At 69.4% G+C, this 21,076-nt stretch carries 18 protein-coding genes; 11 read left to right on the top strand and 7 right to left on the bottom strand.

From position 1 onward, the window contains the following. Positions 1-163: TetR family transcriptional regulator (locus AB0J91_RS30415; RefSeq protein ID WP_363875812.1), on the bottom strand; the 163-nt coding region annotated here is incomplete at its 3' end. A 364-nt stretch (positions 164-527) separates the two neighbouring features. Between AB0J91_RS30415 and AB0J91_RS30410 the strand changes: the two genes are divergently transcribed. Then, positions 528-3,929 (top strand): L-tyrosine/L-tryptophan isonitrile synthase family protein, encoded by a 3,402-nt coding sequence (locus AB0J91_RS30410; protein WP_363875809.1) that lies wholly within the window; start codon positions 528-530, stop codon positions 3,927-3,929. Between the two features lie 597 nt (positions 3,930-4,526). Here AB0J91_RS30410 and AB0J91_RS30405 read toward each other — a convergent pair. Further along, on the bottom strand, positions 4,527-4,865 hold the full coding sequence (locus tag AB0J91_RS30405; protein WP_363875806.1) for a hypothetical protein: 339 nt from the start codon (positions 4,863-4,865) through the stop codon (positions 4,527-4,529). Between the two features lie 13 nt (positions 4,866-4,878). Further along, entirely contained in the window at positions 4,879-5,295 is a 417-nt protein-coding gene (locus AB0J91_RS30400; RefSeq protein WP_363875803.1) for a hypothetical protein, read from the bottom strand. Between the two features lie 61 nt (positions 5,296-5,356). Here AB0J91_RS30400 and AB0J91_RS30395 point away from each other — a divergent pair, with 61 nt between their 5' ends. From AB0J91_RS30395 to AB0J91_RS30380, 4 genes are all read left to right on the top strand, one after another. Further along, positions 5,357-6,727, top strand: a complete 1,371-nt coding sequence (locus AB0J91_RS30395; protein ID WP_363875800.1) for a helix-turn-helix transcriptional regulator — start codon at positions 5,357-5,359, stop codon at positions 6,725-6,727. A gap of 50 nt (positions 6,728-6,777) precedes the next feature. Further along, positions 6,778-7,692 (top strand): aminoglycoside phosphotransferase family protein, encoded by a 915-nt coding sequence (locus tag AB0J91_RS30390; protein WP_363875797.1) that lies wholly within the window; start codon positions 6,778-6,780, stop codon positions 7,690-7,692. A 181-nt stretch (positions 7,693-7,873) separates the two neighbouring features. Continuing rightward, on the top strand, positions 7,874-8,182 hold the full coding sequence (locus tag AB0J91_RS30385; protein ID WP_363875794.1) for a hypothetical protein: 309 nt from the start codon (positions 7,874-7,876) through the stop codon (positions 8,180-8,182). Positions 8,183-8,382: 200 nt separating this feature from the next. Beyond that, a complete protein-coding gene (locus AB0J91_RS30380) occupies positions 8,383-10,800 on the top strand; it encodes an L-tyrosine/L-tryptophan isonitrile synthase family protein (protein WP_363875791.1) in 2,418 nt (805 codons plus the stop codon). 141 nt (positions 10,801-10,941) lie between these two features. Here the strand turns inward: AB0J91_RS30380 and AB0J91_RS30375 are convergent, their stop codons facing one another. From AB0J91_RS30375 to AB0J91_RS30365, 3 genes are read right to left on the bottom strand one after another with little or no spacing between them, the layout of a single operon-like run. Continuing rightward, complete coding sequence (locus AB0J91_RS30375; RefSeq protein WP_363875788.1) at positions 10,942-11,484, bottom strand: copper resistance CopC family protein; 543 nt, start codon at positions 11,482-11,484, stop codon at positions 10,942-10,944. Next, positions 11,481-12,209, bottom strand: coding sequence for a YcnI family protein (locus AB0J91_RS30370; RefSeq protein ID WP_363875785.1), 729 nt, complete (start codon positions 12,207-12,209; stop codon positions 11,481-11,483). The genes AB0J91_RS30375 and AB0J91_RS30370 overlap by 4 nt, the downstream gene beginning before the upstream one ends. Positions 12,210-12,263: 54 nt before the next feature. Next, positions 12,264-12,740: a hypothetical protein gene (locus tag AB0J91_RS30365; RefSeq protein WP_363875782.1), complete on the bottom strand. Its 477-nt coding sequence runs from the start codon at positions 12,738-12,740 to the stop codon at positions 12,264-12,266. Positions 12,741-13,076: 336 nt separating this feature from the next. Between AB0J91_RS30365 and AB0J91_RS30360 the strand changes: the two genes are divergently transcribed. From AB0J91_RS30360 to AB0J91_RS30340, 5 genes are read left to right on the top strand one after another with little or no spacing between them, the layout of a single operon-like run. Further along, positions 13,077-14,804 (top strand): BCCT family transporter, encoded by a 1,728-nt coding sequence (locus AB0J91_RS30360; protein WP_363875779.1) that lies wholly within the window; start codon positions 13,077-13,079, stop codon positions 14,802-14,804. Positions 14,805-14,808: 4 nt separating this feature from the next. Next, positions 14,809-15,456, top strand: a complete 648-nt coding sequence (locus AB0J91_RS30355) for an ABC transporter permease (protein ID WP_363785267.1) — start codon at positions 14,809-14,811, stop codon at positions 15,454-15,456. Then, positions 15,449-16,663, top strand: coding sequence for an ATP-binding cassette domain-containing protein (locus AB0J91_RS30350; protein ID WP_363875776.1), 1,215 nt, complete (start codon positions 15,449-15,451; stop codon positions 16,661-16,663). Before AB0J91_RS30355 ends, AB0J91_RS30350 begins: the two co-directional genes overlap by 8 nt. Continuing rightward, positions 16,660-17,427 carry an ABC transporter permease gene (locus tag AB0J91_RS30345; RefSeq protein ID WP_363875773.1) on the top strand — a complete coding sequence of 256 codons (768 nt, stop codon included), beginning with the start codon at positions 16,660-16,662 and terminating at the stop codon, positions 17,425-17,427. Before AB0J91_RS30350 ends, AB0J91_RS30345 begins: the two co-directional genes overlap by 4 nt. Then, positions 17,424-18,422 (top strand): glycine betaine ABC transporter substrate-binding protein, encoded by a 999-nt coding sequence (locus tag AB0J91_RS30340; protein ID WP_363875770.1) that lies wholly within the window; start codon positions 17,424-17,426, stop codon positions 18,420-18,422. The genes AB0J91_RS30345 and AB0J91_RS30340 overlap by 4 nt, the downstream gene beginning before the upstream one ends. 54 nt (positions 18,423-18,476) lie before the next feature. On the opposite strand, the gene AB0J91_RS30335 is transcribed toward AB0J91_RS30340, so the two are convergent. Continuing rightward, a complete protein-coding gene (locus AB0J91_RS30335; protein WP_363875767.1) occupies positions 18,477-19,232 on the bottom strand; it encodes a DUF6474 family protein in 756 nt (251 codons plus the stop codon). 175 nt (positions 19,233-19,407) lie between these two features. On the opposite strand from AB0J91_RS30335, the gene AB0J91_RS30330 reads away from it, so the two are divergent. Further along, positions 19,408-21,042 carry a TM0106 family RecB-like putative nuclease gene (locus AB0J91_RS30330; RefSeq protein ID WP_363875764.1) on the top strand — a complete coding sequence of 545 codons (1,635 nt, stop codon included), beginning with the start codon at positions 19,408-19,410 and terminating at the stop codon, positions 21,040-21,042. Positions 21,043-21,076: the final 34 nt, after the last annotated feature.

The following is a 21,076-nucleotide window of genomic DNA, read 5'->3' as shown; positions in this document are numbered from 1 at the left end:
ATCCGACCGCGACTCCGGCTCGTTCCGCGATGAGGGTGGTTGTTAATCCGTCGTAGCCCACCTCGTCGATGAGGCCGGCGGTGGCGGCGAGCATCTTCTCCACTCGTTGGGCACTTCGCTGCTGCACGGGCTTGCGCCGCAGCGGTGCTGTTTCTGCAGGCAATGCGACTCCCTGGTTTTTTGGAGTTGTGTCGACCAGTCTGGTGCTGAGCCGACATCCGTGCGTATCGGACATGCCGCCGACGCCGTCAAGCGAAAGGGTGAATTCGTTGGGCGTCACTTGACCTAGGTCAAGTGTTACATCCCATGCGGGTGAAAACCCCATTCGGCCTGGTGATCCACGAGCGTTACAGGAAACCGGTATGCATTGAGTCATGTTGTCAACGCGGAGGGTCGCTATCTAGTGTGACGAGAGTCGTCATTCTCCGTGACAGAAGGGTCATTGTGGGTTACTGCACGGCTGCCCCACGTCTGCTCGCCGTACCCGGGTTCCCTCGCCTGTGTGCCGAGACCGTCCGCTCGGCCCCGTGACGGCCCGGGAAGTGGTGACGGCTCGACAGGCGGAGACGGACCTGCCGTTCCTGGCGGAGGACTCCGCGCAGGACGACTGGCCGGTGGACGGGCTCCCGGCCCCGGGACCTTGGCGCCCGCTCACCGTCGCCGAGGCGAACGACCTGCTCACCGCCGGGGGCTACGGGCTCTGGGTCGAGCAGGCTCCCGACGGCGATCTGCTGCTGGCCGGTGTCGGCACCGGAATCCCGCTGGGCGCGGAGGCGACCTGGGCCGACCTGTACCGCGCGCTGGTCCGATCGCGGCGCACCAGGCGGGTTTTCGACGCGGCGTGGCTGAACCGGCTCGCCGGTTCGCTGACCCCCGAGAGCCCCGCGCAACCGCGGGTCACCGAGGTTCCGGCCGAGCGCGTCGACCTGATCTGCGGTGCCGACCGCGAACTGGCGCACCGGGTGCTGGCGTCGTTGCGCGGTCCCGGGGCCGGCCCGAAGGTGCCGTTCCCCGAAGCCGGGGTGACCGTCGGCCGACGGGAACGCGCCGTTCGCGTGCAGGCCATCGACTCCCGCGACCAGGCGTTGCGCGCGCTGCGCGGCTGGGAGCGCTTCGCCTCGGTCGTCTCCGGCGACCCGGAACTGCGGATGCACTGCGCCACCCAGCCGGTGCCGGGAGCGGTGGTCGACACCGGGACCGGGACGACCGCGCTGCTGCGGGTCATCGACCCGGCCCCCGCGCACCCCAGGCACCCGGGCGGCACGATCGCCGCCGACCTCGACGCGCTGCTGCACCCGGACTCCGACGGCGCGCCGAAGCTGCTGCGCGTCGTGCTGGACAACCGGTTCGCGCGCCGCGAGGACGAGCTCGACCACTTCCTGGAGCACTTCGTGCGGCCGCTGCTGCGGGTGTTCCGCCTGGCGCTGGACACCCACGGCCTCGGCCTCTTCGCGCTGGACGAGACGGGATTCGCCGTCGAGCTCTCGCCCGAGTTGCAGGCCACCGGCCGGATCGTGGTCACCGACCACGAGCGGATCACCGCCGAGCCGAGCCGCGCGGAGGTCACCACCGGGGTTCGCGCGCTGGTCAGCACGCTGGAACGGCTGGGCGAGGGCTTCGCCTCGCTGCGAGCCGGTGACCGCGGCCGCGAGGTGCGCGACGCCGTGCGACGGGTCATCGGCGAGGAGCTGCGCTACCTCGCACCGCACACCGCCGAGCTGCTCTCCGGCGAGCAGCCGCTGCAGAGCTACGCGCACACCGTCCCGGAGAGCCAGGACAGCGTGCTCAAGTCGGTGCTCGACCGCGTCCAGCAGGGCACCCGCGAGCGCCGGTGGAACCCGGACGCGCCGCGGCCCGCCGTGGTCATCGACGTCGACCTGTGCGGGCTGATCCCGTTGCAGCGGATCACCGACGCGGCCCGCGCCGTCTCCGGGCCCCGGCCGGGCGCGCCCGGCGGCATCCTCGAACTGGCCGGTCCGGCCACGCTCCCGGTGCTGCCGACGCACCTGCCCGGCAGCTGGGAGAACTTCGTGCGCTCCTCGGGACTCGGCGAGCGCTACCCGGCGGTGGACTGGGACGAGCTGCGCGGTGATTTCCTGCGGGCCTTCCAGTCCCGGCCGCGCGAGCGGCTGCGCACCGACAGCGTGAACCCCGGCCTGGCCCGGTTCGTCTGGGACGTCCAGGACGCCGGTGGCCAGGTGGTGTTCTGCACGGCCCGCAAGGAGCGGTTCCGCGAGATCACCGCCGAGCTGCTGGCCGACGCCGGTGTGCCGGACGCGACGCTGCTGGTCGTGCCGAGCGACGTCTCCCGGCCGATCGCCGAGGTCAAAGCGGAGCGGATCCGCGCCCTCGGCGAGGTGGACGTCGTCGCGGTCTTCGACGACGAAGGGGAGAACAGGACGGCGGTGCGCGCGGAGTTCGGCGACGCGGTGCCGGTCGCGGTGGAGATCCCGGGCCTGGCCGCGCAGCGGCGGCCGGACGCCCCCGCCGCCGACGACGCCGCGGTCATCGCCACCTTCGAGACGCGGCCCAGCGCGCCGGGCGGGCCGAAGCTGTCCAACACGCATTCCCTGGAGGAGCTGCAGATCGGTGCGCTGCGCCGGAACCGACTGGCCGGCCGCTGGGCGGTGCACCTCACCGAGGGCGAGACGCAGTCCATCGTGGACTCGATCGTCGCCGACACCGACCGGGCCGCGCAGCGCACGGGTCGAGGTGCGATCGCGAAGTTCGGCCTGGACGAGCACCCGGACGACGTCGAGCGAGTGCTGGCCGCGCTGCACCACGTGCTGACCCGCAAGCAGTTCATCAAGGGTTCGCGCGCCAACTACCGGTTGGCCGACCTCAAGCGCGATGCCGAAACCCCGGTGCGCGCCGGGCAACCGATCGACGTGGTGCTGCTGGGATTCCCGGTCAAGCAGTGCCTGAACCGGCTCAAGGCGTCCGGCCCGCTGCCGGACCTGGCGGAGCTGGGCGCCATGGCGCGGCTGCGCGAGATGCAGCGCGCCGTCGCGGCCGTGTACCCGCCGGGGCTGCACTTCAACATCCTCACCGACGGCAGGCACTTCCGGAGCAGGCCGGCCGCGATCGCCGACGCCTACCAGCGGAAGCTGCGCGAGTACGTGGATCTCGTCGGCATCGGGGACCGGACGACGGTGGCCGACATCGACGAGGTCGCCGAGCAGCGGCTCGGGCCGGGCCTGCCCGCCGAGCGCGCCCGCCGGATCGCGAACTACCGGAAGCTGCTCAGCGATCGGCTGCGCGACTTCGACATCACCGACAACCCGTTGCGCACCCTGGAATCCGTGCACGACTGGTCGACGGCGGAGACGGATTTCGCGCCGCACGTGATCGGGCTGTTCCGGGAAATCCTGATGTCGCTGGTGTACTCGGTACCGGTGACGGTCCCCGCGGGCACCGATCGGCTGGAGTGGTCGGCCGCCCTGTACGCCGACATCTACAACGTCAGCGATCCCAGCGCCTCCGCCGAGGTCCGGCAGGGGCGACGCGCGGTGCTGCGCCGTGCGTGGCACACGGTCATCCGCTACATGGCGACGATGCAGGTCGACGAGGAGTTCGGCTACGAGCGGATGTTCCCGAACCGGGTGCGGTTGACGCTCAGCGCGGTCCGGCAGGGCTGCCTCGGCTTCACCTACCTCGGCGGATCAGGCCTGCTGCCCTGGCAGGGGACCGGCGTCCTGGACCCGCGCGGCCACGTCGCGATCGACTTCGCCATCTCGCTGCTGGACCAGGGTTTCGTCCCGGTCTACTCGCCGCTCCTGGGCCCGCGCCAACCCTGGGCCATGGTCCCGGCAGACCGGACACAGCTGATCGAACCCCCGAACGTCCCCACCCCACGCGGAGTTTCACCCAGAGAAGGCCTACGCCTCGAACCGGACTTCACCGAAAGAGCAAGACTACGAAGGAAATAATTGGGTTCCGGTCGGAGCTTGGTGTCCCGCAGTTGGGTCTTGGGTACTGCTTACTGACAAGGCTCTGTGGTCGTCCTGCTCGGCGGTGCGAGAAGCGGAACCTGAGCGGCGTTGTGGACTCCGCGCGCCACGACTTATGTATGTCCAACACGGCGTCGAGGCGTGCTCGCCACAACGCCGCTCAGAACCCGCGGCGGTGCCAGCAGCTCAGATGGGGTGAGGAGAAACCGGCTTCGCCGGTTGCCTGGCGGTGGGCTGTTTTCTTGAGCGGTCCAACCCGAACCCAGAAATAAGGAAAGGCCCTGGGCGCGAGTCGGGGAGGTCGCGTCCAGGGCCTTTTCCACCTCCGGTCCGTCCGGGGAAACGGTGATCCGGAGTGGTTGGAGTCCGCGGACCGGTACCGGTCGGGGGGAGGGGAGTGCGTCAGCACCGGCCCGCGGAAGTCTTGTGTTGTCACAGCGGTGGAGCTTGGTGGCGGCCGACTCGCGTTGGCCGGGGTCGGGGATTCGCGACTAAGCGCTCATCGGCCGCCACCTGGCGGTTGCTCGGTCCCGGGTCGGGGAGGAGGTGCTGCTGTCCGGGTCCGAGTCCGCCGGCTTACGGCACCGGCGTGGCCGGCTGCAAAGCGTGCGCCGGTCGCTGGTGCCGTGCGGGACGGGGTGCGAGGGCTCCTGCGACCAGGTGTTCGTAGGCCGACTCCCACACCGAGCACGGTGCTTTCGTGGGGCGTCGACGTCCGGAGCACTCCGGGCAGTTGCCCTTCTCGTCGGCTTCGTGCGCGGTGAGCAGCGCCCGCCATCCCGCGGTCAGCCGCGGGAGTTCGGCGCGCGCCACGGAGAGCAGGGAGGGGGCGTCCGCGTGGTCGGCGAGCTCGGAAAGAACATCGAGCCGCTCACGCACCGCGCTGCGCAACACCTGCCCCAGGATCTCGTCCATGAGACGTCCACCGTCACTTTCTCGCCTGCGCTGCGGCATCCCGCAACGCCATCGACAACTGAGCTGCACCACGGCTTTCGAGTTCCGCGGCGTAGCCGGGCGGTCCGACGAGCACCACCTTGTCCCTGTTGACGAGCACGGCCAGGCTCCGATGCGCGTTCGCGACATCGCGGCAGTCGACGTGCCACCAGCGACGGCGGTCGGCGGGTTCCGGAACGTGCGGGGTTCCGTCACCCTCCTGCCGCGAGTCCGTCGCTCGAATGTCCATCGTGTTGCCCCAGATCCCGTCTGTGCTCGCTGCTTGCTGATGACTACATTGATGCCTGGCGGTCGCTTCGCCTAGAGGACAGGCGACGACCGGACCGAAGGCCGCGACGAGCGGTAAGCGGACTTCACCGCAACCGATCACCTCTACCGATACGGGCTTCACCGAGTTGCCGCAGTGCGCTTACTCTGCGAGCAACGCCCGTTTGAGAGCGTCAGGGGGTCAAATGAACATCATCGGATCTGGCGGCTCGCCCGTTACTCCCGACGTCTGGAACGAGCGGGAGATGCGGGATGCGCTGGCCCGGAGGGACGTCAGCGAGGTCTACCGGCAACTGCGCCGGCACGGGGTCTCGCAGCGGCAGATCGCCGCCTCGACGGGCCAATCCCAGTCCGAGGTGTCCGAGATCCTCAAGGGTCGGCAGGTCATGGCGTATGACGTGCTGGCCCGAATAGCCGACGGGCTCGGCATCCCGCGGGGCTACATGGGCCTCGCCTACGACGGGGCGACCGCCATGCGGGTCGCGAAAGCGACGAACGCCCTGGAAGCTGAGGAGGACGAATCGGTGAAGCGTCGGAAGTTCCTGTCCCACGCGGCCGCGGTGACCATGGGCGCCGCGGTGTTCGGCACCGAAGACAGTGCTTGGTCGCCCGCCAACGCCCAGACTCCGGCTCCGGCGCGCATCGGCATGACGGATGTGCAGCAGATTCAGGCCGCCACCAAGGCCCTGCGTGACCTCGACTACCGATACGGCGGCGGCACCTGCCGCGACGCCGTGGTCGCCCAGCTTTCGTGGGCCCAGCAGCTGCTGGACTCCACCTCCAGCGATCCCGTCCGCAAGCAGCTGTTCGTGGCGCTGGCGGACATGCACAGCCTGGCCGGCTGGACCTCGTTCGACGTGGGCCTGCTGGACCCGGCGCGCAGCCACTTCGGCCGCGCCCTGGAGTTCGCCAAGCGCGCTGACGACGACAGCCTCGTGGCCAGCGTGCTGTACCGGATGGGCCGGGTCTACCTGCACTACCAGGAGCCCAACGAGGCGTTGAAGCTGTTCCAGCTGGGCCAGATCGCGGCCCAGGAATCGGGTTCTTCGCTGACCGTCGCGGTGCTGTGCGCGAACGAGGCGTGGGCCTACGGGATGCTCAACAAGCCCGACCAGGTGCAGAAGATGGTGGGCCGCACCAAGGACGAGTTCGCCCGCGCCAACGTGGACGACGCTCCGGACTGGGTCCGCTTCTTCACCGAGAACGACCTGCACGGCATGATCGGCTCCGCGCACGACGCGCTGGCGGTGTTCGATCCCAAGAAGCACGCCTCGATCGCGGTCGCCGAGACCATCAAGTGCAACGAGGCGTATGGCGCGGACATGCAGCGAACCCACGTTTTCGGGTTGAGCCTGCAGGCAACCAACCACTTCCGGGCCGGCGACGTTCAGGAAGGCCTGAAGGTCGGACGTCGTGCGCTGCAGTTCGGTGAGCGCGTGAAGTCCGCCCGGGTCGCCGACCGGCTCAAACCACTGGAGCTGGAAGCGGGCAAGAACCGGGCCAACTCGGATTCCCGTGACCTCTTCGAGGAAGTCCGGCGGTTCCGCCAGGCGTGAGGTCGCCCCGATTCCGGGTGTGACCGGCCGGCGACGTCGGTGTTGAGAACATGAGCATGAAGACATACCAGGTTCAACAGGGTCAGAGCGTCCCCCCGGAACTGGAACTGGCGCTGACCGAGATCTGCGAGACCGTCGGCCTGAACCCGCGTGGCGCCCGGCTGATCAGGTGCATCAACAACGGGGTTTTCCTGCTTCGGGACGAACCCGTGATCGTTCGCGTCGTGCTGTCCTCGTCGTTCGCCCACCGGGCGCGCACCGCTGTCGAGGCCGCGCACTGGCTCGCGGTGCACGGGGTTCCCGCGGTGCGGTTACTCCCGGGGGTGGAGCAACCGGTCACCTCGGGTGCGCACTGCGCGACGTTGTGGCAGTTCGTGCCCGAGGAGGGCCGGGTGCCCGGTAGCGCCGACCTGGGCAATCTGCTGCGCCAGATGCACTCCCAGCCGCTCGCCGATGAGACGTTCAAGCCCTGGAAGCCGATGGCCGACATCCGGCGTCGGCTGCTCGACGCGGTGGACATCGACCCGGAGGACCACGCGTTCCTCCAGCAGCGGTGCGATTACCTGGAAGAACAGCTCGACGGGCTGGAGTTCCCGCTGCCGCGCGCGGTCATCCACGCGGATGCCCACCTGGGCAACGTGATCGGTGGTCCGGACGGCCCGCTGCTGTGCGATCTGGACTCGCTGTGCATCGGCCAGCCCGAGTGGGACCTGACGCCGATCGCGGTGGGCAGCCTGCGCATGGGTTATCCGGCCGAGTGGCACCGCGAGCTGGCCGACGCCTACGGCTTCGACATCACGTCGTGGGAGGGCTTCCCGGTGCTGCGCGAGCTGCGCGAACTCAAGATCACCACCGGGGTGCTGCCGATCCTGCGCACGAATCCGAGCGTGCGCGAGCAGCTGAGCTGGCGGCTGCGCACGATCCGAGAAGGCGATCTGGACACCCAGTGGGCGCCGTACAGCTGACGTCTCGTGTGGACGGAAGCATCGACTGACGCTTCCGGCTCAACCTTGATGCGTCCGATAGGGCGATCTTGGTCGGTTTGCGGTGCCTTTCTGGTCGGTTTTGGTTACAGGATTCGACCTGAAGGGGTAAACCATACGAGCGAACTGGTGCATCGAGTGGTGCTAAGCGGATGGGCTGTCGATGAGGATCGCAGAGTTCTCGCCGGGTGAGCAGGCCCCGCGATCGCGCCGGGACCGGGCGCTCGCCAGCGCGCGGCTGCTGAACGAGATCGTGGACGGCCACCTCGAGTCGATGCGACAGCTGCCGCCGGAACTCCGCGAGCCCTACGCCGAACACCTCGCCGAACTGGTGATGGTGGCCCAGGCGTACCGGCATTACGCGGCGGGCTGGATCTCGCGTCGGGTGCTCCACCGCCGCGCCCGCGCCGCGCTCCGGCGGATGGACGAGCCGAACGGGCTCGCTCCGGTGCAGTTCGTCGACGGTGAATGACCGCTCGCCGACTTGCGCGACTTCGTCCTCCGGACCGCATCGCGGACCCGTTGGAGAACCGAACATTCCCGCAGTGACCTGCGGGTTCGCCGATCGGTAGTCGTCGGTTTCGGTCGAACCGAATTTTCGCGCCTCCTCGCGCAGCCGCCATCCGCACACGTGGAAGGCCTGATGAGCGCTGCAATCGTTAAGGAGACGCGGTGTACGCAACCGGCACGTTGCCGGAACGCGCGCTGGAGGACCTCGCGCGCGACTCCCTTCTCGCGAAGTACTGCCTGGTCGGAACAGCACCCCGCGGAACGATCCCGCTGGTGGAGCCGCCGGAGCTCGCCGAGGACGAGCTGATCGAGAGCGTCGTGCGGCCGGTGGTGATCACGGTCCGGGGACTGCTGGCGGCCGGGAAGGTCCCGGTGGGGCCGCTCGGCGTGCACCTGCCGAGCGGGCGGGTGGTGGTGCCCGGTCTGGAACCCGCCGACCCGGACCGCGTGACCGAGACGATCACCGGGCTGCACCGCGGGTTGACCGCGATCAGCCCGGACGTGGCCGGGGTACTCGCCCGCGAGCTGCGGTTCTGCTCGGCGGGGCTGCTGTCGGTGCTCGCGGGCGAACACCCGTGGAGCCCTCACCTGCATCACGTCCCCTCCGCCCAGCACGAGCTGCTCCAGCAGGTGTTGCGGCTGGTCAAGGACCGCTCGGCCGCGCATCGCAGGGATCCCGCGACGCCGCGCCCGCTGGTCGCCCTCGACCTGGACTTCTGCGCCTTCCACCCGCGGGCGCGGGTGCGATCGGCGCTCGCGGCGATCGGCGTGACCGGTCCGCTGCCGGTGCTGCCGGGCTTGTACGAGCCGGGGTGGCGGCCGTTCCGGGACGTGGCCGGGTTGTCGGCGGACGCGGAGCACGCGGAGTTCCGGCGGGCGATCTCGTGGGACCGGGAAGCGCTGCTGACTGACGAGCTCGCGCCCGGCGTGCGGCAGTTCGCCGGCGACGTCGAGCAGGCCGGCGGCCGAGTGGTGCTGGTGACCGGACGTCGGCACCGGATGCGGGCGGCCACCGAGGAGGCGCTGGCCCGGCACGGTCTCGGCCACCTCGACCTGCGCACCAGCGACGAGGGCGCGGACGTCGGCGAGCAGAAGGTCGCCGCGCTGCGCGGCATGAGCGGCTGGGAACCGGTGGCCGCCTTCGACGACAAGGCCGCCAACCTCGAAGCCCTCCGATCGGCGTTCCCGCAGGCCGTGGTGGTGCCGGTCGCGGCTCCGGGGTTCACCGGGGTCGACGAGCCGGACGCCATCGGCACCTTCGAGGCGCTGCCGCAGCCGACGCCGCTGGGTCGGGGCCACCTGGCGACACCGGGCTTGTCGCACGCCACCTCGGTCGCCCAGCTCCGGCTCGGGGAGATGCGCACCCGGCCGACGTTGTGGCGGCAGGGCGTCCGGCTCTCCGACGACGAGCAGGCGGAGATCGTGGGCGGACTGTGCCGGAAGGCGGAGGAGACCGGTGCCCGGCTCGGTGACCGGGTGGCGGCCATCGAGTTGGGCACGACTCGGGCGATCTGGCAGGTCATGCAGGCGAAGCTGTTCGGCGCGTCCCGCACGGCCTACCCGTGGGAGCAGGCCGACGAGGATCTCTCGCGCGCGGTGGCCGAGGGGGAACCGGCCGAGCTGGTGCTGCTGGGACCGCCGACGAAGCAGGACGGTTCGCGGCTGAAGGCGCTCGGCGGCTTGCCCGACCTGGCCGAGGTGGCGATGCTCGCCCGGTTGTTGCAGCTCGACACCGCGGTGAGACGGGTGCACCCGCCGGGGATCCGGGTGACCGCGCTGGCCGATCCGAGCCACTTCCGGGTGCGCGACGTCAGCCGGTACTGCGGCTACCAGCGGGAGTTCCGGCGGATGCTGGAGTTGACCGGCGCGGACCGGGTGGTGTCGGTGCGCAACATCGACGAGGCGGCGGCGGAGTTCGGCTGCGGCGACGCGGCAGCGCGCGCCGAGCTGCTGGCCCGCCACCGCGACCGCTACGAGTCCGCCGTGGCGGGGCTGGACGTGCGGGTCGATCCGCGCGGTGCGCTGGCCGAGGTCGATGAGCGCGACCCGGGCTGCGCCGGTCAGCCCCGGTTCGCGGAGATGTTCCGCTCGATCGTGCACGCGGTCGACGTGCCGAACGCCGGCGACGATCCGGTGGAGTTCTCCCGCCGGGTCTACACCGACCCGTTCGACCTGGACGATCCGGAGCTGGGCGGGACCCGCCGCGAGCTGCTGGCCCTGGCCTGGGACGAGACGATCACGTACCTGGCCAACAAGCACGTGGACGCCGAGCTCGACTACGCCGCGATGTGGCGGCACGACAGGGTCCGGATGAGCCTGTCGCTCCGGCCGGAGCAGGGCAGGTTCCGCTTCGTGCCGCTGGGCGGTTCGGCGGTGATGCCGTGGCAGGGGACCGCGGCGCTGGGGAGGGGGAACGAGGTCTCGACGGACTTCGCGATCTCGCTGATCGACCAGTCCTACCTCCCGGTCTGGGGGCCGGAGGGTGGGCCGCAGCCGTGGTTCATGGTTCCGCCGAACCTGGTTCGCGACGGATCTCTCGAACCCGGGGTCGCGGGGGCGATCCAGCTCCGCACGAAGTGATCGACAATTCGCGCGATAATCGGAACGCGGAATTCCACATGAATCGTGATCGGGACTTCCGTTGAGAACGGGATCCGGAATTCCGCGGAAAGAGGAGCGGGAGGGCGCCCGGACGCGGAGTCCGGACACCCTCCCGGGGATTCACTTCTTCGGTGCGCCCAGGCGCAGGGCCAGGACCAGCCCGACGATCACGACCAGGACGGCGCCCGCGATCCACGGCCAGATCGGCATCCCACCGGAGTCGGATTCCGCCTGGTCAGCGGGCTGATCGGAGTCCTGTCCGCCCTGCGGTCCGGGGGCCGGGGTGCCCTTGCCGGGGGCGGTCAGGGTGAAGCTGACCTTGCCCGGGACCGGGTGCCCGTCGCTGGACAGGATCCGGTAACCCACGGTGTAGGTACCGGCCGGTCCGAGCTCGCGGACCGGGGCGATGACCGAGTTGCCCTCGACCCGAGCCGGTCCGTCCGCCCAGAACGAGCCGTCCGGCCCCACCACGTTGACGGTGTTGTAGGACTCGCCCGCGCGGACCGGTTGGTCGAAGGTCAACCGGACCTCGCGCGGGCTCGCGGACAGCTGCGCGCCCTCGGCCGGATCGCTGCCGACCAGCACGTTGTGCGCGAGCGCCGGAGCGGCACCGCCGATGAGCGCGACCAGTGCGAACGCGCCGACGGTCAGCAGCCGCCTCATGACGCGTCCCCGCCGGAACGACGTCCGCGCAGCAGGGCGCCGGCGCCGACGCCGAGGCCCAGCGCACCGACGATCAGTCCGGCGCCGCCGAGGTAGCGAGCCGTGTCGTCCGCCGATCCGTGCTGGTCGGCTTCCTGTCCGCCCGATCCGGACGGCGTACCGCCGTGGCTGTGGCCGCCTTTCGCGGCGATCAGCTTCACCACCGGTGCCGGGTGCTCCGGCTCCTCGCCGCTCGGGGGAGTCGGCTGGTTCCAGTCCACGACCTTGCCGTTGTCGTAGGTCTGGGTCGTGGGCAGCATCAGCTCGTCGGCGTTCTCCGGCAGCGCTCCCAGCGTGGCCTCGAACTCGTTGAACTCGTTCGGGCCGATCCGGGTGCCCGGCTGCGCGGTCCAGGTGATGCTTCGGGCCGCCTCGGTGACCTGGGTGCCGTCCACCATCACCGGCGGGATCTGCGCCTTCTCGACCTGCGCGGTCCAGCCGGGGATCGGCTTGGTGCGCACCGAGCTCAGCGGGTGCTGCTCGGGGAGCATGACCTTGATCTGGACGGTTCCTGCCACCGGGTCCTCGTTGGGCACGCGGAACGCGATTTTCGCGTAGCCGCCCTTCTCGGCCTCTTCGGGCTGTGCGCTCACGTGCGCGTAGGCGGGAGCGGTGCCCATTGCGAGGGCGATGCCGCCCACGGTGATCCAACTCGCGGACCGCGCCAGGAATCGATTTGTCGACATGTTCTCTTGGAATCTCCCGTGCTCGTCGGATAATCGCGCGCGCGTATGCGCGATTCATCGGAATAGCAATGCTCGAACGGCGATATACACCGGATCGTTGCTTTCAACGGGAGATTTCGGGGGTCCACGACGTGCGTGAATCCGCTGGTAGATCAGTTGCGCAAGAGTCCGCGGAACCGGCGCCGGCACGCAGACCGCAGGCGGCGGTGTCACAACCGGTAACGGCGTCGTCTTCCTGGGGAAGATGGCTTGCAACAACCGGGTGACTACGAACAGTACCTGTTCGGCATGGGCCATGACCAGGGCGGTCACCAGCGTGACGATCACGTGGCCGAGGGTCATCAGCCACGGCGAGACCGGGATCGGCGGTGGGCCGTGGAGGTGCCCGGAACCGTGGTGGCCGAGGGCGGTCAGCTCGAGAAAGAAGTGAAGTGCCAGTTGACTGACCGACAGTGCCCCTAGAATGCCCCACGACCCGCGCTTGCGATCAGCGAGTGCCACCCCGGCACCGGTCAGCAGAACGGTGATCACGACGGTCGTTCCCAGGCCTGGGAGCGACCCGCCCGCGGCCGCGTGAGCGGCTACGGACAGTGACGCCGCTGTGCAGGCCAAACCGGCACCGCGCAGGACGCGCAGCGCGCCCTGCGTAGGTGTCAGACCAGCCTTCACGGTTGGCCAGTCTAGGTGTCGGTTCGGCCACGCTGACCGCAGGTGAGCTTGCCTTGTTAACCCGATTGGGTCACGGTTTATAGGTTGCCGACGATTTGGAGCCACCAACCGCCCGAATAGGCGGTTCGATTGGTTCCGAAAACGTCGTAACCGACGACGGAGAGGAGGGGGCGTCGCCGAAAGTCGGCGCCGATACCTGTGTCGACCGAAACTGAACAAAGTGGGGGACCCGCCAAGGGCGGTCATTCCTCCGAACCAGATGCCGAGTTCCTCGGCAAGCCCAGAACGGACTGGGTCGTCTTCGGTGTCACTGCGCTCATCATGTTCGCGGTGGTCGCTTGGGGCGCCCTGGCGACCGATTCGCTCAGCAACGCGTCTTCGACGGCGTTGACCTGGCTGATCAAGAACACCGGTTGGGGCTTCGTGCTCGCGGCGACCGGGTTCGTGGTCTTCGCCCTGTTCCTGGCCTTCAGCAAGTACGGCAGGATCCCGCTGGGCGGTGACGACGAAGGACCCGAGTTCCGCACGGTGTCCTGGATCGCCATGATGTTCAGCGCCGGTATGGGCATCGGTCTGATGTTCTACGGCGTGAGCGAGCCGCTGAGCCACTTCGTCTCCCCGCCGCCGGGCACCGTCCCGGGCGAGAGCGAAGAGGCCATCAAGACGGCCATGTCGACCTCGCTGTTCCACTGGACCCTGCACCCGTGGGCGATCTACGCGGTGGCTGGTCTGGCGATCGCCTACAGCAGCTTCCGCCGCGGCCGCAAGCAGACCATCTCGGGTGTCTTCACGCCGCTGATCGGCAGGAAGGCCGCCGAGGGGCCACTGGGCAAGATCATCGACATCCTGGCGCTGTTCGCGACGCTGTTCGGCTCCGCGGCCTCGCTGGGTCTCGGTGCGCTGCAGATCAAGGCCGGTATGCAGGCCGCCAACTGGCCGATCGGTGAGGCCGGCACCAACGTGCTGGTCGCCATCATCGCCGTGCTGACGCTCTGCTTCATCCTCTCCGCGGTTTCGGGCGTGGAGAAGGGGATCCAGTGGCTGTCCAACATCAACATGGTGCTGGCGGCCATCCTGGCGCTGTTCGTGTTCATCCTCGGACCGACGGTGTTCATCCTGGACCTGCTGCCCACGGCGGTCGGCTCCTACATGAGCGAGTTCGGCGAGATGGCTTCGCGGGCCGGTGCCACCGGTGGTGCGGAGATGCAGGACTGGCTGTCCAGCTGGACCGTCTTCTACTGGGCCTGGTGGATCTCCTGGACGCCCTTCGTGGGCATGTTCATCGCCCGGATCAGCCGGGGCCGCACGATCCGCCAGTTCATCGGCGGCGTGCTGCTGGTGCCCAGCGTCGTGAGCCTCGTGTGGTTCGCGATCTTCGGTGGTGCCGCGATCGACACCCAGAAGGGTGGCACCAACGTCTACGGCGACGGCAGTGCGGAGGCGCAGACCTTCGCGGTGCTCGACCACCTGCCGCTGGCACTGGTCACCGCCGTTCTGGTGATGGTCCTGGTCGCGATCTTCTTCGTCTCCGGTGCCGACGCCGCGTCCATCGTGATGGGCACGCTGTCGCAGCGGGGCGCGATCGAGCCGAGCAAGTGGGTCGTCATCTTCTGGGGTGCCGCCACCGGTGCGGTCGCCGCGGTGATGTTGGTGATCGGCCAGGACAAGGCCCTGGAAGGCATCCAGAACCTCACGTTCATCGGTGCCCTGCCGTTCGCGATCGTGATGATCTTCATGTGCGTGGCCATGACGAAGGACCTGCGCTCTGACGCCATCACGGTTCGCGACCAGAAGGGTGCGGAGGTGCTCGAGCAGGCCGTCATCGCCGGTACTGAGGAGCACGACGGCGAATTCCAGCTGGTCACGACTCCTGCGGAGCCCTCCGACGAGGAGTCCGACTCGGCGGAAGCCGGCAAGAAAGAGTAAATAATTGAATCTCCTGGATTACGTTGCATCCAGGTGGCAATCGTTGCTGGTGAACTCGTACCAGCACGTCAGCATGGTGGTTCAGTGCATCTTGCTGGCAACGATCATCGGCGTCCTGGTCGGGGTTGCGGTTTACCGCAGCCCCGCCGGGGCGGCGATCGCCACCGCTCTCTCCAGCGCGATCTTGACGATCCCGTCCTTCGCGCTCTTCGGCCTGCTCATCCCGGTGTTCGGCCTGGGCGTGGCCCCGTCGGTGGTGACGCTCGTGCTCTACGCGCTCCTGCCGATCGTGCGGAACACGATCGTCGGCCTGTCCAACGTCGACCAGCCGATCCTGGACGCGGCGCGAGGAATCGGCATGAACCGGTTCAGCGTTCTCACCCGCGTCGAACTCCGCCTCGCCTGGCCGGCGATCCTCGCCGGCATGCGGGTGAGCGCCCAGATGTTGATGGGCATCGCCGCCATCGCGGCCTACGCCAAGGGTCCCGGTCTGGGGAACCTGCTGTTCATGGGCCTGGGCCAGCTGGGCGGCGCGAACGCGCTGAACATGGCCCTCGCGGGCACCGTCGGGGTGGTCATCCTGGCGCTGGCGCTCGACGCCTTGTTCGTGCTGTTCGGGCGGTTGACGACTTCGAGAGGTATCCGTGGCTGACGACGAGAAGAAGACCGCCGGGCACGGCGTGGAGATCAAGCTCGAAGAGGTTTCCAAGCGCTACCCGGGGCAGAAGCAGGCGGCCGTCGAGTCGGTGACCATGACGATCCCCGCGGGGGAGACGGTGGTGCTGGTCGGACCCTCGGGTTCCGGCAAGACGACCACCATGCGCATGATCAACCGCTTGATCGAGCCGACCTCAGGCAAGATCACCATCGGCGGGCAGGACGTGCTCGGCCTGGACGCGGACAAGCTGCGCCGCGAGATCGGCTACTCGATCCAGCAGGCGGGCCTGTTCCCGCACATGACCGTCGGCGACAACGTCGGCATGGTTCCCGGCCTGGTCGGCTGGGACTCCAAGCGCATCTCCGAGCGCGTGGACGAGATGCTCGACCTCGTCAACCTCGACCCGGCCGAGTACCGGGGCCGCTACCCGCGGCAGCTCTCCGGTGGACAGCAGCAGCGCGTCGGCGTCGCCCGCGCGCTCGCGGCCAACCCGCCGGTGCTGCTGATGGACGAGCCGTTCGGCGCGGTGGACCCGATCACCCGCGGTGTGCTGCAGGACGAGCTCATGCGCCTGCAGGCAGACCTGGGCAAAACGATCGTGTTCGTCACGCACGACTTCGACGAGGCGGTCAAGCTCGGCGACCGGATCGCGGTGCTGGGCGAGCGCTCCAAGATCCTGCAGTACGACACCCCGGAGGCGATCCTGACCAACCCGGCCGACGACACCGTCGCCGGATTCGTCGGGGCGGGCGCGGCCCTCAAGCAGCTCACGCTGCGCCGCGTGCGCGAGATCGAGGTCGGCGAAGTTCCGACCGCGACGGTCGACGACGCACCTTCGGTGCTGCGCGAACGTCTGGGCACCCGCCGTGGCGCGATCGGCTTGGTGCTCGACAAGCGCAACCGTCCGCTGCGCTGGGCGACCGCTCGCGAGGCGGGCTCGGTCTCCGACCTGTCGCGGGCCGGCCGTCCGGTGGAGGACTCGGTGTCGCGGGCCTCGACCCTGCAGGACGCCCTCGAGGCGATCCTGACCGACGACGACGGGGTGGCCGTGGTCGTGGGCTCTCGCGGTGAGTACGTCGGCGTGGTCGACATCGACACCGTGATGAACACGATCAAGGCGCTGCGCGACGAGAACGCCTCCGACGGCGCGGAGGAGCCCGCGGGGTCGGACGCTGCCGGGTCTGGGGCTGACGCCTCATGAGCAGCACTTACGCTTCCGACTCCGGGTCCGGGCGCGCCGAGCGGCTGCGGCTGCTGGCGCAGCCGGTGACCGTGGTGGTGCTGGTCGCGGCGGTGCTGGGATGGGCGTTCACCCGGGACAACGACGAGGTGACGCAGCGGAGCCTCAACTCGACGACGATCCTGAGTCTGACCTGGACGCACTTCCTGATCAGCATCGCGGTGGCGCTGATCGTGGTGCTGGTCGCGGTTCCGCTGGGCGTGCTGCTCAGCCGCAGCTGGGCTCGCCGCATCGCACCGCTGGTGATCGGCATCGCCAACATCGGTCAGGCGGCGCCCTCGATGGGTCTGCTGGTGCTGTTCTTCCTGTTCACCGGTGGTTCCACCGGGTTCTGGATCGCGACGCTGCCGATCGCCTTCTACGCGCTGCTGCCCGTCCTGCGCAACACCATCGTGGGGCTGCAGTCGGTGGACGCGTCGCTGGTCGACGCGGGTCGCGGCATCGGCATGTCCGGTTCGAGCGTGCTGATGCGCATCGAGATGCCGCTGGCCGTGCCGTTCATCCTCGCCGGTCTGCGGACCGCGCTGGTGCTGGCGGTGGGAACCGCGACGCTGGCGCTGTTCGTCGGCGCGGGGGGCCTGGGTGAGCTCATCGACACCGGTTACAAGCTCAACGACTACACGGTCATGATCGTCGGCTCGGTGCTGGCGATGGCGCTGGCGCTGCTGGTCGACTGGCTCGGTGCGCTGGCCGAGACCTACCTGTCGCCGAGGGGGTTGCGATGAAGCTCCGCAAGCGCAGTCGTGCGCTCAAAGCGGCCTCGCTGGCGATGGCCGGGTTGATGCTGTCGGGATGCGGGCTCAGCTCGGGTTCGTCGGTTCCGCTGGCGGTGGAGCCGGGCATCATCCAGCCCGTTCCGGAGCTGGAGGGCCAGACGATCACGGTGGGGTCGAAGAACTTCACCGAGCAGCTCATCCTGGGCTACCTCGGCGAGTTCGCGCTGTCCGCGGCCGGCGCCAACGTGCGGGACTTGAGCTCCATCCAGGGCTCCTCGACCGCGCGCAACGCGCTGACCAGCGACCAGATCGACATCCTCTGGGACTACACGGGCACGTCCTGGGTCAACTACAACGGCAACAACGACCCGATCCCGGACGCCCGCGCCCAGTACGAGGCCGTCAAGAAGCAGGACCTCGAACGCAACGGGGTGGCCTGGACCGCGATCGACTACAAGGTGGACAACACCTACGCGTTCGCGGTCAACCAGGACGCCGCCAAGCGCCTGGGCGTGGAGGAGAACTCGGACATCCCGCGGATCATGGCCGAGCACCCGGAGGACGCCACGTTCTGCGTGGACACCGAGTTCGCCAGCCGCAACGACGGCCTGCCGGGCGTGGAGCAGACCTACGGGTTCAAGACCGACCCGAGCAAGGTCAAGGTCCTCACCGAGGGAGCGATCTACCAGGCCACGGCCCAGGGGACGTGCACGTTCGGCGAGGTGTTCACCACCGACGGCCGGATCAGGTCGCTGAACTTGAAGGTGCTGGCCGACGACAAGCAGTTCTTCCCCCGGTACAACATCGGCGTCACCCTCCGCGACGAGATGCTGAAGCGCTACCCGCAGTTGGCGCAGGTCTTCCAGCCGGTCTCGGAGAAGTTGACCAACGAGGAACTGATGAAGCTCAACGCGCAGGTCGACGTCGAAGGCCGGGACCCGGCCGACGTCGCGCGTGACTGGATGGCCGAACAGGGCCTGGTGAAGATCCCCGGTCAGGGCTGATCCGCGCTGCGAGTGGTGGGGCGTCTCCGCGGAGGAGGCGCCCCACCTTCGTCTTCACCCGGTGGACACGCCGAAGCGGGTGAGCAGTTCGCTCTCGATGCGCGAGAGCTCCTGGTCGACCGCGCGGTGCGCGGACTTGCGGCGCGGCGAGGGCATCCGCTCGGCGGCGCGGACCGCGCTGGTCAGCTGCGCGAGGCGGGCTTCGGCCTGGTCGGCGTAGGTCCTGGCGTGGCCGCGCTCCTCACCGGTGGACTGCTCGCGCAGGTCGCGCAGGGCGACCGAGTCGCCGGCGATGCGGGCGTGCAGCGAGGCCCCGTGACCGGTGAACTTGCCGAGGTCGTCCACCGGGACGCCCAGCTTGCGGGCGCGGGAGCGGTCGTAGTTCTCGCGCACCGTGCTCACCGCGCGCAGCGCGAACGGCAGGAGCACCGGACCGACGATCTTGGCGATCCCGACGATCTTCTTGGCGTTGCCCGGGGTGACCGTCCCGTACTCGCCCTTCTTGATCGCCTTCGCGGTCTGCTTGTCGGCCTTGAGCAGCGCCTTCGCCGCCTTCTTGCCGACCGGTGCGGACGTCAGCGGCGGGGGTGTCGCCGGGTCGGCCTGCTGCGCGGGAGCGCTGTGGGCCGCCGCCGGTTTCCGGGCGGCCCTCTTCTCGGCGGCCTTGCTGCGGGCCGCGACCTTCCGGGCCGCCTTGTCGACCTGGCGTCGCGCCTTCTTCTCGGCCCTCGTCTTCTTGACGGCGCACTTCCGGCACCCCCGCTGAGCACCCTGAGTGATCTTCCCGCGTCGCCTGGCGAGTTTCCTCACCGCGCACACCTCCCCGGATCCGCGAATTCCCAGCACCGCGATCACCATAAGTCCGGATGGAGCAGTGCACGAAAGCAGAACGCGATCGTGTGTGCACCAGGAGTGGCCATCGTCGGCACGCGATGTCACCGGGGTGATGGGCGCGCCTGTCAGGGCCACCGCATACCCTTTACCCGTGAAGGATGAGGTGCTGCTCGACGCAGGCGTGGTGACGCGTTGCCGTCGACGCGTGCACCTGGAGAACGACCCGGAGATGCGCGACGTCTCGACCGCGCCGCTGGACCTGGGCGTCGAGCAGCGCATCGCCGACGCCGCCGAACACCGCCGCTCCGTCGCCGCCCAGCTGGGCGAGCTGCTGGGCGCGGACTGGACAGAGATCCCGCGCGGAGCGCCCTACGCCGACCGCGCGCGGCTCACCCTCGACGCGATGGGCGAGGGCGTCCCCCACATCTCCGGCGCGCAGCTGCCCGACGACGCCGAAGGCGGTCGCCGCGGCGCGATCGACCTGCTGGTGCGCAGCGGCAACGGCTACGTCCCGGTCCTGGTGGTCCGGCACAAGATCACCGATCCCGGCAACGGGGCGAAGGTCTCGCCGATCGAGCGACCGGTGCCCGAGGCGGCGAAGGTCGACAAGACCCGCAAGGTCCGCCCGCAGCCCCGCGACCAGCTCCGACTGGTGCACGCGGTCCGGCTGCTGGAGGCGTGCGGGTACGGCGCGGGGGACCGCACGGCCGGTGCGATCGGCGTGGAAGCCGACGTGGTCGTCTGGCACGACCTGCGCAGCCCCAACTGGCCCGGCGGGCGCACCGCGCTCGCCGAGTACGACGCGCGCTTCGGCGACCGGCTCGCGGTGGCCACCGCAGCCGCCCAGGGCGGCGAACCGCTGGCGCAGCCCTCCCGGATCACCGAGTGCCGCGGTTGCCCGTGGTGGCCGACCTGCGAGTCCCAGCTGCGCGACCGGCGCGACGTGAGCCTGGTGGTGCGCGGCGAGGACGCCACCGTGCTGCGCGAGCGGGGCATCGCCACGATCGACCAGCTGGCGTGCACACCGCTGGAGGGCGCCGAGGACCTGCAGCTCACGGGCGTGCGCAACACTGATGCGATCCTGCTGGCCAAGGCGTGGCTGCGGGAGATGCCGCTGGTGCGGCGGGTCCGCGATCTCGACGTGCCGCGCGGTGACGTCGAGATCGACGTGGACATGGAGAGCTACGCCGACGACGGCGCCTACATGTGGGGCTGCTGGCTGTCGGGCACCGACATCGGCGAGGAGCAGGGCTACCGGGCCTTCGTCACCTGGGAGCCGCTGCCGAACGACGACGAGGCCCGGTCGTTCGCGGAGTTCTGGAGCTGGTTCACCGGTGTCCGCCGCACGGCCTTCGAGCGCGGCCTGAGCTTCCGCGCCTACTGCTACAACGAGCTGGCGGAGAACCGCTGGATGCTGGCCTCCGCCGAGCGCTTCGCGGGCAAGCCCGGTGTTCCGCCGGTCTCCGAGGTCAAGGAGTTCATCAACTCCGCCGAGTGGGTCGACCTGTTCGCGGTGGTCCGCGACCAGTTCCTGTGCCCGAACGGCAAGGGCCTCAAGGTGATCGCCCCCAGCGCGGGGTTCGGTTGGCGCGACCCGGAGGCCAGCGGCGAGAACTCGATGCGCTGGTACCGCGACGCGGTCGCGCTGGACGGCGGCGAGCGGGACCTCACGCAGCGCGAACGCCTCCTCACCTACAACGAGGACGACGTCCGCGCCACGTACACCATCCGGACCTGGATGACCTCCGACGCGGCGGACCAGATCCCCTACGCCGAAGACCTCTGACGCACCGCGCGAGAGCCCTCCCGGGCTGGGTCTG

Source organism: Saccharopolyspora sp. NPDC049357, assembly GCF_040677225.1.
GTDB lineage: Bacteria > Actinomycetota > Actinomycetes > Mycobacteriales > Pseudonocardiaceae > Saccharopolyspora.
This window is presented reverse-complemented; position numbering and strand designations above follow the sequence as displayed.

Excerpts from the sequence above, each read along its gene's own strand:
- AB0J91_RS30405 (WP_363875806.1), bottom strand. The coding sequence starts at position 4,865 with ATGGACGAGATCCTGGGGCAGGTGTTGCGCAGCGCGGTGCGTGAGCGG.
- AB0J91_RS30395 (WP_363875800.1), top strand. The coding sequence starts at position 5,357 with ATGAACATCATCGGATCTGGCGGCTCGCCCGTTACTCCCGACGTCTGG.
- AB0J91_RS30390 (WP_363875797.1), top strand. The coding sequence starts at position 6,778 with ATGAGCATGAAGACATACCAGGTTCAACAGGGTCAGAGCGTCCCCCCG.
- AB0J91_RS30385 (WP_363875794.1), top strand. The coding sequence starts at position 7,874 with ATGAGGATCGCAGAGTTCTCGCCGGGTGAGCAGGCCCCGCGATCGCGC.
- AB0J91_RS30375 (WP_363875788.1), bottom strand. The coding sequence starts at position 11,484 with ATGAGGCGGCTGCTGACCGTCGGCGCGTTCGCACTGGTCGCGCTCATC.
- AB0J91_RS30370 (WP_363875785.1), bottom strand. The coding sequence starts at position 12,209 with ATGTCGACAAATCGATTCCTGGCGCGGTCCGCGAGTTGGATCACCGTG.
- AB0J91_RS30345 (WP_363875773.1), top strand. The coding sequence starts at position 16,660 with ATGAGCAGCACTTACGCTTCCGACTCCGGGTCCGGGCGCGCCGAGCGG.
- AB0J91_RS30340 (WP_363875770.1), top strand. The coding sequence starts at position 17,424 with ATGAAGCTCCGCAAGCGCAGTCGTGCGCTCAAAGCGGCCTCGCTGGCG.